This window comes from Bradyrhizobium sp. 956_D2_N1_4, from assembly GCF_052076025.1.
GTDB lineage: Bacteria > Pseudomonadota > Alphaproteobacteria > Rhizobiales > Xanthobacteraceae > Bradyrhizobium > Bradyrhizobium barranii.
Genome location: NZ_CP197237.1, coordinates 4,146,458 through 4,160,567, shown reverse-complemented (window position 1 = coordinate 4,160,567; position 14,110 = coordinate 4,146,458). Strand labels below are relative to the sequence as shown.

General features: G+C 63.6%; 18 protein-coding genes. 16 read left to right on the top strand and 2 right to left on the bottom strand.

The annotated features are described in order from the left end of the window. Positions 1-39 precede the first annotated feature (39 nt). The 15 genes from rpsN to AB7535_RS19595 all read left to right on the top strand — a co-directional run bounded on the left by rpsN (position 40) and on the right by AB7535_RS19595 (position 10,443). Positions 40-345, top strand: a complete 306-nt coding sequence (rpsN, locus tag AB7535_RS19665; RefSeq protein ID WP_063982585.1) for a 30S ribosomal protein S14 — start codon at positions 40-42, stop codon at positions 343-345. 14 nt (positions 346-359) lie between these two features. Then, positions 360-758: a 30S ribosomal protein S8 gene (gene rpsH, locus AB7535_RS19660; RefSeq protein ID WP_008136338.1), complete on the top strand. Its 399-nt coding sequence runs from the start codon at positions 360-362 to the stop codon at positions 756-758. Positions 759-774: 16 nt separating this feature from the next. Beyond that, entirely contained in the window at positions 775-1,308 is a 534-nt protein-coding gene (rplF, locus tag AB7535_RS19655) for a 50S ribosomal protein L6 (protein WP_063982587.1), read from the top strand. Between the two features lie 11 nt (positions 1,309-1,319). Beyond that, entirely contained in the window at positions 1,320-1,682 is a 363-nt protein-coding gene (gene rplR, locus AB7535_RS19650; protein ID WP_007603036.1) for a 50S ribosomal protein L18, read from the top strand. Positions 1,683-1,726: 44 nt separating this feature from the next. Further along, positions 1,727-2,317 carry a 30S ribosomal protein S5 gene (rpsE, locus tag AB7535_RS19645; RefSeq protein WP_028152981.1) on the top strand — a complete coding sequence of 197 codons (591 nt, stop codon included), beginning with the start codon at positions 1,727-1,729 and terminating at the stop codon, positions 2,315-2,317. Between the two features lie 25 nt (positions 2,318-2,342). Continuing rightward, on the top strand, positions 2,343-2,537 hold the full coding sequence (gene rpmD / locus AB7535_RS19640) for a 50S ribosomal protein L30 (protein WP_011088137.1): 195 nt from the start codon (positions 2,343-2,345) through the stop codon (positions 2,535-2,537). Between the two features lie 75 nt (positions 2,538-2,612). Next, positions 2,613-3,098 (top strand): 50S ribosomal protein L15, encoded by a 486-nt coding sequence (rplO, locus tag AB7535_RS19635; RefSeq protein ID WP_014494508.1) that lies wholly within the window; start codon positions 2,613-2,615, stop codon positions 3,096-3,098. Positions 3,099-3,246: 148 nt separating this feature from the next. After that, positions 3,247-4,578, top strand: a complete 1,332-nt coding sequence (gene secY, locus AB7535_RS19630) for a preprotein translocase subunit SecY (RefSeq protein WP_071912844.1) — start codon at positions 3,247-3,249, stop codon at positions 4,576-4,578. Between the two features lie 275 nt (positions 4,579-4,853). Continuing rightward, positions 4,854-5,735, top strand: coding sequence for an adenylate kinase (locus AB7535_RS19625; RefSeq protein ID WP_085405458.1), 882 nt, complete (start codon positions 4,854-4,856; stop codon positions 5,733-5,735). A 187-nt stretch (positions 5,736-5,922) separates the two neighbouring features. Further along, positions 5,923-6,291, top strand: a complete 369-nt coding sequence (rpsM, locus tag AB7535_RS19620; RefSeq protein ID WP_014494511.1) for a 30S ribosomal protein S13 — start codon at positions 5,923-5,925, stop codon at positions 6,289-6,291. 121 nt (positions 6,292-6,412) lie between these two features. Beyond that, entirely contained in the window at positions 6,413-6,802 is a 390-nt protein-coding gene (rpsK, locus tag AB7535_RS19615) for a 30S ribosomal protein S11 (RefSeq protein WP_007603045.1), read from the top strand. 112 nt (positions 6,803-6,914) lie between these two features. After that, positions 6,915-7,946, top strand: coding sequence for a DNA-directed RNA polymerase subunit alpha (locus AB7535_RS19610; RefSeq protein WP_085405459.1), 1,032 nt, complete (start codon positions 6,915-6,917; stop codon positions 7,944-7,946). Between the two features lie 120 nt (positions 7,947-8,066). Further along, positions 8,067-8,483 (top strand): 50S ribosomal protein L17, encoded by a 417-nt coding sequence (gene rplQ, locus AB7535_RS19605; protein WP_014494513.1) that lies wholly within the window; start codon positions 8,067-8,069, stop codon positions 8,481-8,483. 121 nt (positions 8,484-8,604) lie between these two features. Further along, positions 8,605-9,444 carry a c-type cytochrome gene (locus tag AB7535_RS19600; protein WP_085405460.1) on the top strand — a complete coding sequence of 280 codons (840 nt, stop codon included), beginning with the start codon at positions 8,605-8,607 and terminating at the stop codon, positions 9,442-9,444. A gap of 210 nt (positions 9,445-9,654) precedes the next feature. Continuing rightward, on the top strand, positions 9,655-10,443 hold the full coding sequence (locus AB7535_RS19595) for an SDR family NAD(P)-dependent oxidoreductase (RefSeq protein ID WP_085405461.1): 789 nt from the start codon (positions 9,655-9,657) through the stop codon (positions 10,441-10,443). A 187-nt stretch (positions 10,444-10,630) separates the two neighbouring features. Here the strand turns inward: AB7535_RS19595 and AB7535_RS19590 are convergent, their stop codons facing one another. Beyond that, positions 10,631-11,644, bottom strand: a complete 1,014-nt coding sequence (locus AB7535_RS19590) for a zinc-binding alcohol dehydrogenase family protein (protein WP_085405462.1) — start codon at positions 11,642-11,644, stop codon at positions 10,631-10,633. A gap of 133 nt (positions 11,645-11,777) precedes the next feature. Between AB7535_RS19590 and AB7535_RS19585 the strand changes: the two genes are divergently transcribed. Continuing rightward, positions 11,778-12,161, top strand: coding sequence for a winged helix-turn-helix transcriptional regulator (locus AB7535_RS19585; RefSeq protein WP_085405463.1), 384 nt, complete (start codon positions 11,778-11,780; stop codon positions 12,159-12,161). A 41-nt stretch (positions 12,162-12,202) separates the two neighbouring features. On the opposite strand, the gene AB7535_RS19580 is transcribed toward AB7535_RS19585, so the two are convergent. Further along, the gene (locus AB7535_RS19580) at positions 12,203-13,834 is read right to left on the bottom strand and encodes an OprO/OprP family phosphate-selective porin (RefSeq protein WP_085405464.1); all 1,632 of its coding nucleotides are present in this window, start codon (positions 13,832-13,834) and stop codon (positions 12,203-12,205) included. Between the last annotated feature and the right edge of the window lie 276 nt (positions 13,835-14,110).

Below are 14,110 nucleotides of genomic sequence, written 5' to 3'. Positions count from 1 at the left end.
ACCTAAAGCCTCTCAAACGCGGATACCCAGGAGCCAAGCATGGCAAAGAAGAGTTCAGTCGAGAAGAACAACCGGCGCAAGCGGATGGCGAAGAACGCCGCCCCGAAGCGCGAGCGGTTGAAGGCGATCATCGCCGACAAGACGCTGCCGATGGAGGAGCGGTTCGCCGCCACCCTGAAGCTTGCGGAAATGCCGCGCAACTCGTCGGCGACCCGCATCCGTCTGCGTTGCGAGCTGTCGGGCCGTTCGCGCTCGAACTACCGCAAGACCAAACTGTCTCGCATCGCGATGCGCGACCTTGGCTCCAAGGGCATGGTCCCGGGCCTCGTGAAGTCCAGCTGGTAAGGAGGGTCGTTTAGATGTCTACGCACGATCCAATCAGCGATCTGATCACCCGTATCCGCAACGCGCAGATGCGTTCGAAGTCCAAGGTCTCCACGCCTGGCTCGAAGATGCGCGAGAACGTGCTCGAGGTCCTCAAGACCGAAGGCTACATCCGCGGTTACGCCACGCTTGAGCATTCCTCGGGCCGCAGCGAGATCGAGATCGAGCTGAAGTATTTCGACGGCGAGCCCGTCATCCGCGAGATCGAACGAGTCTCCAAGCCCGGGCGTCGTGTTTACGCCTCGGTGAAGGCTCTGCCGCGGGTCAACAACGGGCTCGGCATTTCGGTGTTGTCGACGCCGAAGGGGATCATGGCCGACCACAGCGCGCGCGAAGCGAATGTGGGCGGCGAAGTTCTCTTCACGGTGTTCTGAGAAGGATTGTTGATCCATGTCACGTGTTGGCAAAAGGCCTGTGGCGGTTCCGTCGGGTGTGACCGCGACCGTCGACGGGCAGACCGTCAAGATGAAGGGGCCCAAGGGCCAGCTTCAGTTCGTCGTCCATAACGACGTCGAGGTGAAGCTCGAGAACGGCCAGGTCAAGGTGAACCCGCGGGTCGAGACCAACCGCGCGCGGGCGCTGTACGGTACTGCTCGCGCCCAGGTCGCGAATCTGGTCGAAGGCGTCACCAAGGGCTTCGAGAAGAAGCTCGAAATCACCGGCGTCGGTTACCGCGCCGCGATGCAGGGCAAGAACCTGCAGCTCGCGCTCGGTTACAGCCACGACGTGGTCTACGCGATCCCGGAAGGGATCACGATCACCGTGCCGAAGCCGACTGAGATCACGGTGACCGGCAGCGACATCCAGCGTGTCGGCCAGGTCGCCGCCGAGATTCGCTCCTATCGTCCGCCGGAGCCCTACAAGGGCAAGGGCGTGAAGTATGTTGGCGAATTCATCTTCCGCAAGGAAGGCAAGAAGAAGTAACGGAGCCGGTCATGTCCAAAGCCAAGGTTACCAATGCCCGGCGCAAGCGGAGTGTGCGGCTGAAGCTGCGCCGCTCCGGTGGCGGTCGTCCGCGTCTGTCGGTGTTTCGCTCGTCCAAGCACATCTACGCCCAGGTCATCGACGACCTGAAGGGCGAGACGCTGGCCTCTGCCTCGTCGCTCGAGAAGTCGATGCGCGACGGCGGCAAGACCGGCGCCGACATCGATGCGGCGAAGGCGGTCGGCAAGCTGCTGGCCGAGCGCGCCGCCGAGAAGGGCGTCAAGGAAGTCGTGTTCGATCGCGGCAGCTACCTCTACCACGGGCGCGTCAAGGCACTGGCCGACGCTGCGCGTGAGAGCGGGCTGAGCTTCTAACAGAATTTGAGGATTGAGGCGCAAGCCTCTGAAGGATTGGAAAAATGGCAGAACGCGAACAACGTGGTGGACGCGATCAACGCGGCGGCGGCGGACGTGAACGCCGGGAGGAGCGCGACAGCGAGTTCGTCGACAAGCTCGTCCACATCAATCGCGTGGCAAAGGTCGTCAAGGGCGGCAAGCGCTTCGGTTTCGCAGCGCTGGTCGTGATCGGCGACCAGAAGGGCCGCGCCGGCTTCGGTCACGGCAAGGCGCGCGAAGTGCCTGAGGCGATCCGCAAGGCGACTGAATCCGCCAAGCGCAACCTGACCCGCGTGTCGCTGCGCGAGGGCCGTACGCTGCATCACGACATCGCCGGCCGTCATGGCGCGGGCCGTGTCTACCTGCGTGCTGCTCCGGCCGGTACCGGCATCATCGCCGGCGGCCCGATGCGCGCCGTGTTCGAGACGCTCGGCGTCCAGGACGTGGTCGCGAAGTCGATCGGCTCGTCGAACCCCTACAACATGGTTCGCGCAACCTTCGACGCGCTGAAGCATCAGGATTCGCCGCGTTCGGTCGCAGCCCGCCGCAATATCAAGGTGTCCACCCTCCAGTCCCGCCGTATCGGCGGTGACGCCGAGGCGGCTGCCGACTAACGGAAGCTTTTCGGAGTAGACTCCCATGGCCAAGGCAGCAAAGACGATCAAGCTCGAGCAGACCGGCAGCGCGATCCGCCGCCATCACTCGCAGCGTTCGACGCTGATCGGACTCAAGCTCAACAAGATCGGCCGCACCAGCGAACTGCCGGACACCCCGGCGGTTCGTGGCATGATCGAGAAGGTTCACCATCTCGTTCGCATCGTCGACGAGAAGTAAGCAAAGGCGCAGGATCCCGAAAAGCGGGCACCCGTTTTCGGTGAAGATCATGCGCAAGAAACAAGGAGCAGGGCGATGAAGCTCAGCGATATCGCCGACAACGCCGGCTCGCGCAAGAAGCGTATGCGCGTCGGCCGTGGCATTGGTTCGGGCAAAGGCAAGCAGTCCGGCCGCGGTGGCAAGGGCCAGACCGCGCGTTCGGGCGTGCGCATCAAGGGTTTCGAAGGCGGCCAGATGCCGATGCATCGCCGTCTGCCGAAGCGCGGCTTCAACAACATCTTCCGCGTCGAGTTCGCCGAGATCAATCTCGACCGGCTCCAGGAAGCGGTCGATGCCAAGAAGATCGACGCCGGCAGCGTCGTGAACGTCGAGGCCCTGGTGAAGGGCGGCGTGCTGCGCCGCGCCAAGGCCGGCGTGCGGCTGCTCGGCCGCGGCGAGCTCAAGTCCAAGCTCAACATCGAAGTGCACGGCGCCACGAAGACCGCGATCGCCGCGGTCGAGAAGGCCGGCGGCTCGGTGAAGATCCTCGCCCCTGCCAAGGAAGAAGGCGAGGCGGCGTAACAACTGCGTCATTGGCCCGCGGCTCGCGGGCCTTTACGCGTGTGGGACGTGGACTTATCGAAGCCGAGCCCCAGATAATGTCCGGCGTCCGCTAGAGTAGCCCGGCCGCGGGCATGACGGCGCAATAGGCGGCGGGAGAAAGTCCAAGATGGCCTCTGCAGCGGAACAACTGGCAGCCAATCTCAATTTCGGTGCGTTTGCCAAGGCTGACGAACTGAAGAAGCGCATCTGGTTCACCCTGGGTGCGCTGCTCGTTTATCGGCTCGGGACCTACATCCCGCTTCCCGGCATCGATCCCAACATCTGGGAACAGGTGTTCCGCTCCCAGGCGGGCGGCATCCTCGGCATGTTCAACATGTTCGCCGGCGGCGGTATCCACCGCATGGCGATCTTCGCGCTGAACATCATGCCGTATATCTCGGCCTCGATCATCATCCAGCTCCTCACCACCGTCTCGCCGCAGCTCGAGGCGCTGAAGAAGGAAGGTGAGTCCGGCCGCAAGCTGCTGAATCAGTACACCCGCTATCTCACGGTGATCCTGGCCGCGTTCCAGTCCTACGGCATCGCGGTGGGCCTCGAGGGCGCCGGCAACGTCGTCAGCGACCCCGGCATGTTCTTCCGCCTGTCCACGGCGATCACGCTGACCGGCGGCACCATGTTCCTGATGTGGCTGGGTGAGCAGATCACCTCGCGCGGCATCGGCAACGGCATCTCGCTGATCATTCTCGCCGGCATCGTCGCCGAGCTGCCCGCGGCGCTCGCCAACATGCTCGAGCTCGGCCGTCAGGGCGCCATGTCGACCGGCCTGATCCTGGTCGTCATCATCATGGCGGTCGCCGTCATTGCCTTCATCGTGTTCATGGAGCGCGCGCAGCGCCGGCTGCTGATCCAGTATCCGAAGCGCCAGGTCGGCAACAAGATGTTCGAGGGCCAGTCCTCGCATCTGCCGCTCAAGCTCAACACCTCGGGCGTGATCCCGCCGATCTTCGCGTCCTCGCTGCTGCTGCTGCCGACCACGGTTGCCAACTTCAACGCCGGCAGCGGGCCGGAATGGTTCCAGTGGATCACGACCCAGCTCGGCCACGGCCGTCCGCTGTTCCTGATCATGTATCTCGCGCTGATCGTGTTCTTCGCGTTCTTCTACACTGCGATCGTGTTCAACCCGACCGAGACCGCGGACAATCTGAAGAAGCATGGCGGCTTCATTCCGGGCATCCGCCCGGGCGAGCGCACCGCGGAATATATCGACTACGTGCTGTCGCGCATCACCGTGCTCGGCGCTGTTTATCTGGCGATCGTCTGTTTGATCCCGGAAATCCTGATCTCCTACGCCTCGGTGCCGTTCTACTTCGGCGGCACCTCGCTGCTGATCGTCGTCAGCGTCACCATGGACACGGTGGCGCAGGTGCAGGGCTATCTGCTGGCGCATCAGTATGAGGGCCTGATCCGGAAGTCGAAGCTGCGCGGCCGCCGCCGCTAAGCGCGGGGTTCTCCGAGGGCGGCGCGACAGCGCCGCCGATTCGCCGCGCGAGCAACGCGCGGCGCCCGCCGAGGCGACCAGTCAGCCATTCCAAGACATCGGCAGAGCTGCTCTCCCTGCGACGCAATCACTGATTTCAAAGGCCTTCTTGGCGTCCTGGTATTTGCTCCCCTATGATATGGGTAGCGGTGCGACGCCGATTATGATTTGCACTGTCATTGGACTTCAAACACAGGTGCGCGACGTATCGCTCACCAATCGGGGGGCGTACGCCGATGAGAATTATACTTCTGGGACCGCCGGGGTCGGGCAAGGGGACCCAGGCGCAACTGCTGGTGCAGCGCTATGGCATCGTCCAGCTCTCGACCGGCGAGATGCTGCGCGCGGCCGTTGCGGCGGGAACGCCGGTCGGGCTGAAGGCCAAGGAGATTATGGCCAGCGGCGGCCTCGTGCCCGACGAGATCGTGGTGGGAATCATCTCCGACCGCATCGACCAGCCGGACGCCAAGAACGGATTCATCCTCGACGGCTTCCCGCGTACCGTGCCGCAGGCCGAGGCGCTGGATGAGCTGCTCAAGCACAAGCATCTCAAGCTCGACGCCGTGGTCGAGCTCCGCGTCAACGAGAGCGCACTCCTGAGCCGCGTCGAGACTCGCGTCGCCCAGATGCGAGAGCGTGGGGAGGAGGTTCGGGTCGACGACACCCCGGAGGTCCTGACCAAGCGGCTCGCTAGCTACCGCAGCCAGACGGAACCCCTGATTCACTACTATTCCGAGCGGCGGAAGCTCTCGACCATCGACGGCATGATGGCCATCGACGAGGTCACCCGCGCGATTCATCGTCAGCTCCTGGCCCTCGGGGCGGTCGAACCCAAGACGTATGGCAAGGCCCATGCGCGCAGCGCGGCCAAGTCGGCGCCCGCCAAGAAAGGTGCCAAGAAGGCCAAGGTAGCCAAAAAACCGGCGAAAACCGCCAAAAAGGCTGCCAAATCCGCTAAAAAGGCCGCCAAGAAGGCCGTGAAGGGCGCCAAGAAGGCGGCCAAGAAAACGACCAAGAAAACGGTCAAAAAGGCAGCCAAAACGACCGCCAAGAAGGCTGTCAAAAAAGGTGCCAAAAAGGCCGCAAAAAAGGTCACGAAAAAGCGAGCTAAGCGCTAGCAGCGGTTGACGAAAGCCCCCTGAATCCCCTAATAAGCCCCGCATCCAAGTCGGATAGTTTCAAACGATGCCGGGCCCCAGGAAGACCAGGGGTGGGCGTCGTGTTCGCGTTTGTGAACACCTGCCCGAGAAACCAAGCACTTAAAGCCTGATTCCTGACGAGGGATCGGCAACAGGAGAGAAGGCCGTGGCCCGTATTGCCGGCGTGAACATTCCGACCAACAAGCGCGTGCTGATCGCGCTCCAGTACATCCATGGCATCGGCCAGAAGATCGCTGGTGAGATCCTGGAGAAGGTGAAGATCCCCGAGGATCGTCGCGTCAACCAGCTCAGCGATGCCGAAGTGCTCCAGATCCGCGAAGTGATCGACCGCGACTATCTCGTCGAGGGCGACCTGCGTCGTGAGGTCGGCATCAACATCAAGCGTCTGATGGACCTTGGCTGCTATCGCGGCCTGCGTCATCGTCGCGGCCTGCCGGTGCGCGGTCAGCGTACCCACACCAATGCGCGTACGCGCAAGGGTCCGGCCAAGGCCATCGCCGGCAAGAAGAAGTAAGTTTTCGAATCCAATCGCGGCGTGTGGCGAAAGGGGAGACCCGTTCGCCACGCGCCTTTCGTTCCACAGGTGTAGCCGCTGGCATTACGGCGGCGTTTGAGATCTTCAGGAAAGGTACTCTATGGGCAAGGAAGCCACCCGCGTTCGTCGTCGTGAGCGCAAGAACATCGCCTCCGGCGTCGCGCACGTGAACTCTTCGTTCAACAACACGACCATCACCATCACCGACGCGCAGGGCAACACGATTGCCTGGTCTTCCGCCGGCACGATGGGCTTCAAGGGTTCGCGCAAGTCGACGCCGTACGCCGCGCAGGTTGCCGCCGAGGACGTGTCGAAGAAGGCGCAGGAGCACGGCATGCGCACGCTCGAAGTCGAAGTCGCTGGTCCCGGTTCGGGCCGCGAGTCGGCGCTCCGTGCGCTTCAGGCCGCGGGCTTCACCGTCACCTCGATCCGCGACGTGACCACGATCCCGCACAACGGTTGCCGTCCCCGCAAGCGTCGGCGCGTTTGATACCAAGTTGCGGGCGCATTGGTCGCCCGCAATGACTTTTTGCAAAGCCGCGCGAATGATCCGCGGCCTTTCTCCAACGCCAGTGTCTGCACTAGCAGTTTGACTGGCCTGTATGGGTGAAACAGTGACGATCCAGAAAAATTGGCAAGAACTGATTCGGCCGAACAAGCTCCAGATCCAACCCGGCAGCGATTCGAACCGTTTCGCGACCATCGTCGCCGAGCCGCTCGAGCGCGGCTTCGGCCAGACGCTCGGCAACGCGCTGCGCCGCATCCTGCTCTCCTCGCTCCAGGGCGCGGCGGTGCAGTCGGTGCACATCGATGGCGTGCTGCACGAGTTCTCCTCGATCGCGGGCGTCCGTGAGGACGTCACCGACATCGTGCTCAACATCAAGGACATCTCGATCAAGATGCAGGGCGAAGGCCCCAAGCGCATGGTCGTGAAGAAGCAGGGCCCGGGCGTCGTCACCGCCGGCGACATCCAGACCGTGGGCGACGTGGTCGTGCTCAACCCGGACCTCCAGATCTGCACGCTCGACGAGGGCGCCGAGATCCGCATGGAGTTCACGGTCGCCACCGGCAAGGGCTACGTGCCCGCCGAGCGCAACCGTCCCGAGGACGCGCCGATCGGACTGATCCCGGTCGACAGCCTGTACTCGCCGGTCCGCAAGGTCTCCTACAAGGTCGAGAACACCCGTGAGGGCCAGATCCTCGACTACGACAAGCTGACCATGACGATCGAGACCAACGGCGCGCTGACGCCGGATGACTCGGTGGCTTATGCCGCCCGCATCCTGCAGGATCAGCTCAACGTGTTCGTCAACTTCGAAGAGCCGCGCAAGGAAGTCGCCCAGGAGATCATCCCGGACCTCGCCTTCAACCCGGCCTTCCTCAAGAAGGTGGACGAGCTCGAGCTGTCGGTGCGTTCGGCCAACTGCTTGAAGAACGACAACATCGTCTACATCGGCGACCTCGTGCAGAAGAGCGAAGCGGAAATGCTCCGCACCCCGAACTTCGGCCGCAAGTCGCTGAACGAGATCAAGGAAGTGCTGGCCCAGATGGGTCTGCACCTCGGCATGGAAGTGCCGGGCTGGCCGCCGGAGAACATCGACGAGCTCGCCAAGCGCTTCGAGGATCACTACTGATCCGAATTACAACTAGCTAAGGCGCGAATTCATCGCGCTTTAGCGGGCGAACGCAGGCAGCCCACCTGAGCAACAAGTCCGACGAACCGTCGCGACGAATGGAATTCAAGGAATACAAAAATGCGTCACGGCAAGGTTCATCGGAAGCTCAACCGCACGGCCGAGCATCGCCGCGCGATGTTCGCCAATATGTGCGCCGCGCTGATCAAGCACGAGCAGATCGTCACCACGCTGCCCAAGGCCAAGGAGCTCCGTCCGATCGTCGAGAAGCTCGTCACCCTCGGCAAGAAGGGCGGCCTGTCCATGCGTCGCCAGGCCATCTCCGAGATGCGCGACAAGGATCAGGTCAAGAAGCTGTTCGACGTGCTGGCGCCCCGCTACAAGGACCGTCAGGGCGGCTACACCCGCATCATCAAGGCCGGCTTCCGCTACGGCGACAACGCCGCGATGGCCGTGATCGAGTTCGTCGACCGCGACGTCGATGCCAAGGGCCAGGACTCCGGTCCGGTGCAGGAGAAGGAAGCCGAGGCGGCGTAAGCCGGCCGGTACCTCAGTTTTCAGAAAGCGGCGCCCTCTGGGGCGCCGCTTTTTTGTATGGCGCGGCGATATCTCATGCCGCGCATCGTCTGGTGAACGCGATTCGGCCGGGGGGCTGTAGATGAGGATTGTGCTTGGGATCGCGCTGGCGCTGTTGATGTCGCCGGCCTCCGGCGAGCCGCTGGTCGAACGCGGTGCCTATCTCGTCAACAGCGTGATGGTCTGCCACAACTGCCACACGCCGCGCGGGCCGCAGGGCCTCGATCTCTCGCGCGCGCTCGCGGGCGGCAGCCAGGTCTTCGATGAGCCTGCCTTCAAGGTCACCGGCTCCAACATCACGCCGGACAAGGACACCGGCATCGGCAACTGGAGCGATGCCGAGATGAAGCGGTTTCTGGTCAGCGGTCACAGGCCGAACGGGACCAAGGTCGCGCCAATCATGCCGACCGCATTCTACACGGTGCTCACGGCCCGGGATCTCGATGCGCTTACCGCTTACCTGCGCTCAGTACCCGCAGTGCGCCACGAAACCCCGGCGCCGGAATACAGGATCGCGCTGAAGCCGGAAACGCCGACCTATGCCGGCAAGCAGGCGACCGAGGCCGAGATCTCCGACAAGCTCGCGCGCGGCCGCTATCTCCTGACCATCGCCCATTGTTTGGAATGCCACACGCCGGAGGGCCCGTCCGTCGTGCATGATTTCGCGGGTGCGAGCGGCAAGGGTGGCCGGACATTCAAGGGGCCGTGGGGCGAATCCGTCTCCCCCAACATCACCGCGGATCCCGCGGTCGGTATTGGGCAGTGGAGCGACGACGAAATCAAACGTGCGATTACGCAAGGCATCGCGCGCGACGGCCACAAGCTCAAGCCGCCGATGGCCTATGCTGCCTACGCCAGCATGACGGCCCAGGATCTCGATGCCATCGTCGCGTTTCTCAGGACGCTACCGCCGCGGCAATAGTGCCGCAGGGTGGGCAAAGGTGCGCTCTCAGCGCGCCGTGCCCACCATTTCGCTTTCAACTCGTGTCGAAAAGGTGGGCACGGTTCCGCCTTCGATCTTCGAGCTGCAGCGGACAAGTCGCTTTGTGCCACCCTACGATTTCGCAGTTGTGGCGATTGAAGCGGCGTGCGCTGGACACGATATCCGCTTCAGCAACAATGGAGACGATTCATGAAGATCGACCTTTCCGGAAAGACCGCCCTCGTGACCGGCTCCACCGCCGGCATCGGCCACGCCATCGCAAAAGGTCTCGCTGCGTCCGGCGCGAGCGTGGTCATCAACGGTCGCGGCCAGGACAAGGTCGATGCCGCCGTGCGCAAGCTGGAAGGGGCGGGCCTTAAGGTCCGCGGCATCGCCGCCGACGTCTCGACCGCTTCGGGCTGCAAGGCGCTCGTCTCGGCGCTGCCGGAGGTCGACATCCTCATCAACAATGCCGGCATCTTCGAGCCGAAAGACTTCTTCGAGATCCCTGACGAGGACTGGAGCCGCTTCTTCGAGGTCAACGTGATGAGCGGCGTGCGGCTGTCGCGCGCCTACATGAAGGGCATGCTCACGCGCAACTGGGGCCGCATCGTCTTCATCTCATCGGAGTCCGGGCTCAACATTCCCGTCGAGATGATCCATTACGGCATGAGCAAGACGGCCCAGCTCTCGGTCGCCCGCGGCCTCGCGCAGCTCACCCGCGGCACCGGCGTCACCGTCAATTCCGTGCTGCCGGGTCCGACCATGTCGGAGGGCGTCGAGACCTTCGTGAAGGATCTCGCCAAGCAGAATGGCCAGTCGGTGGATGAGGCCGCGGCCAATTTCGTCAAGCAGCACCGCCCGAGCTCGCTGATCCAGCGCTTCGCCAGCGTCGACGAAATCGCCAACATGGTGGTCTATGTCGCGTCGAAGGAAGCGTCCGCGACCAACGGTGCGGCGCTGCGCGCGGAAGGTGGTATCGTTAACACGATCGCCTGAGACTGCGCGAAGGCGTGGCACCGCAAGCGTGGCACCGTAGGGTGGGCAAAGCGACTTGTCCGCCATAGCTCGAAGAGCGAAGGCGGAAGCGTGCCCACCACTTTTGTCACACCCGTTGCGAGATGGTGGGCACGGCGCGAGCGCGCCTTTGCCCACCCTACGCAGCTACGCCCCAACGTTGTGACTGCTACCACCCCTCGAGCACGATCTTGCCGCGCGACTTGCCGCTTTCGAGCAGCGCATGCGCGCGCTTGAGGTTGGCTGCGTTGATCGTGCCAAAGGTCTGGTCGAGCGTGGTGCGCAGCACGCCCTTGTCGATGAGGTCGGAGACGTCGTTGAGCAGATGATGCTGCGCGATCATGTCGGGCGTCTGGAAAGAGGAGCGCGTGAACATCGATTCCCAGTGTACCGAGATCGCCTTGCCCTTGAAGGTGCTCACGGTGAACTCCGGGGGATCGTCGATCAGGCCGAACCGACCCTGCGGCGCCATGAACTCGGCGATCGCCTTGTAGTGCTGGTCGGTGAAGGTAAGGCTCGCTACCAGCGCGACCGGCGGCAGCCTCAAGCTCTCGATCTGCTCCTTCATCGGCTTGCCGTGGTCGATCACCGCATGCGCGCCGAGATCGAGGCACCATTTTTGCGATTCCGGCCGCGTCGCCGTGGCGAGCACCGTGAGGCCCGTGAGGCGGCGCGCAAGCTGGATCAGGATCGAGCCGACGCCGCCGGCGCCGCCCGTGATCAGCAGCGTGCGCGGATCGACGCTCTTGCCCGGCACCGCGCCGAGCCGGTCGAACAGCAGTTCCCAGGCGGTGATGGAGGTGAGGGGAAGGGCTGCTCCTTGCGCGAACGACAGGCTCTTCGGCTTGTTGCCGACGATGCGCTCGTCGACCAGGTGGAATTCGGAATTGGTGCCCTGGCGCAGGATCGAGCCGGCGTAAAACACCTCGTCGCCCGGCTTGAACAGCATGACGTCCGGACCCACGGCATCGACGATTCCGGCCGCGTCATAGCCAAGAATCTTCGTCTCGCCCTCGGGCGGGGCGGCACGCTTGCGTACCTTGTAATCGACCGGGTTCGCCGAGATGGCCTTCACGGCGACGCGGATATCGCGCCCCTTGGGCTCGGGCTTTGCGGTCTCGAAATCGATCAGCGCGTCCTGATCCTCGATCGGAAGCGATTTTTTGTAGCCGACGGCCTTCATGGCTTGTCTCCATCAAATGGCGCGTAGCTTGTGATCTGCGCCTGGCCCGCTAACTGTCCCGCTAGCCCCGATTTGGCAAGTACTGTAAATTCGGGGATATAGTCCCTGTTTGGATACTATTGGGAAAACACGCATGAAGCGGCGAGATTTTACCCGGCGTCCCGGCTGCTCGGTCGAGGCGACGCTGGACCTGATCGACGGCAAGTGGAAGGGCGTGATCCTCTACCACCTCCAGGACGACACCCAGCGCTTCGGCGAACTGCGCCGCCGGATGCCCGGCATCACCCAGCGCATGCTGACAAAGCAGCTTCGCGCGCTGGAGGAGGACAAGCTCGTCATCCGCAAGGTCTACGCCGAGGTGCCGCCGCGCGTGGAGTATTGCCTCTCCGAGCTTGGCGAGAGCCTGCGGCCGGTGATCGACATCCTGAAGGCCTGGGGCGAAAGCCATCAGCAACGGCTGTCATGCGCGCCGCCGCCCGAAGCGGAGCCGGTCAAGAAGCCGAAGCGCGCAGCGTAACTCTCCGGGAGCGGACCGTGCCGCTCCCGGAAGAGATTGCATCAGAACGCAAACTGCGTGCGCAACGCGACCGCATCGAACTTCGAGCCAGTGTCCGCCGCCGACACCGCCGAGGCCTGCTTCGACACCGTGCCATGCAGATAGTCGAGCATGAAGCGCACATTGCCGTTGACGTACCAGTTGAGCGCCAGCGTGTAGACGGTTTGCCGCCCGCCGGCGATGCCGGCGGCGGTCGCCAACTGATCGTTCAGATCCACGGTCGAGTAGCGACCGGCGATCTCCCAGGCACCCCAGCCGCCGCCGTTGATCGAGAACGGATTGTTCGGCTTGACGCCGCCATAGGCCGCGTTGCTCGGATTGTACTTGCGCGATTCACCGGTCAGGACATAGGCCGCCTGTGCGTAGCCCCCCTGGAATTTCAGGCTCGACGTACCGATGGGCGCCACCGCGGTGTTCGCACCGCGATCGATGTTGAACCAGTAGTATTCGCCCTGGACCCAGAGCGGTCCATAGGTGGCCGCGGCTTCCACGCCATAGACCTGCGCGCCCGACACATTTGCAATCGCTCCGGTCGAGATCAGCGTCGTGGGATCGATGCGCAGCTCGGGACGATCGCTGAGCGTGAGCGTTTGCGTGTTCGCGAGCAGATTGCGCGGCGGCTGGATCAGCCATTCCGCGTCGGCGCCGAGATGCACCGAGTAGTCGTTGCCGCTCACGACCTGACCCGCAACGCGGGCGGTCGCGCCGTATTGCTCGCTGGTCCCGGGAGGTGACACGCTCGAGGCCGAGTGAATGGCACCCGAGGTCGGGCCGGTCACGTAAGCGCCGGCCCAGAACACGTCATTGTACCAGCGGGCACCGGCGGCGGAACGGAAGTCGCCGGCGGCGATATTTTGCGCGATGATGCCGACCGAGGCGCGTTCCATGAACGCAATGTCGTTGGAACTCGTGGATTCATCCAGGGTCCAGGCAAGGTCCATGATGCCGGCTTCGATTGCCATCTTGCCGCCGAACGGCTTCAGCCCCGTGTAGCTCACCCAAGCATTCTCGATGCCGGAGGTGCCTCCGCCCGGCAGGAAGCCGACAGGGGTCGCGCCGGCGGCGCCCGTGCCGCCAAATCCGTCGGACGAGCCCCCGAAATCGTAGATCAGCGCGAAATTCCAGTCTTCGAGGAATTTCCCGACGACACCGATGCGCGCGCGACGCACGTTTTCGCCGCTGTCCAGTTTTTGCGGCACAGTTGCCGCCGTGTTGGGACGATAGTCATAGCCGCCCATATCGTAGTGCACGCGACCGGTGATCGCGACGCAGTTCGCCCCGTCGGCGGTGCAGATGGTCGGCCGGTTGTTCGGCATCGTCACGACGGCGCCGGACGCGGGCGCCGGTCCCTTGAGCGGGATCGCCGCGCTGGCATTGGCCACGACCGCCTTCGCCTCCGAGCGCGCTTCGGCCTTGGCCTCCGCCTTTGCTTCGGCTTTGGCCTTCGCCGTGGCCGCCGTGTTGGCGGCGGTCTGGCTCTGGAGCTTGTCGAGCTTCTGCTCCAGCATCTTCAATTGCTGCTTCAGCAGAGCGATCTCCTGATCGCTGCTGCTTGCCGTTTGGGCCTGGGCCTGCGAGGCCGCCAGCGCACCGGCGAGACCAATCGCGGTGGCTGCAAGTCTTGTCCTGCTCACATCATGACTCCATCGTTTGACGAACTTCCCCAAGTCGCAACGGGAGAGCCTAGGTATGATCGATGACTGCCCCGCGACGCTGCGCCCGGTTGCGCGGTTCCCACTGATGCCAATTCGCCGCAACCGAATCCGCTCGACACCACAATGGTGGATGACGCGCATCATGCCAATCCACCGCCCAGGTAAATTGTCATTTCGCATGCGGGACTTGCAAGGCGGACACACCGGAAAGGCGGCTGAATAATGCCCCCTGGCGCCCTTCTATTGGCGGGCGAA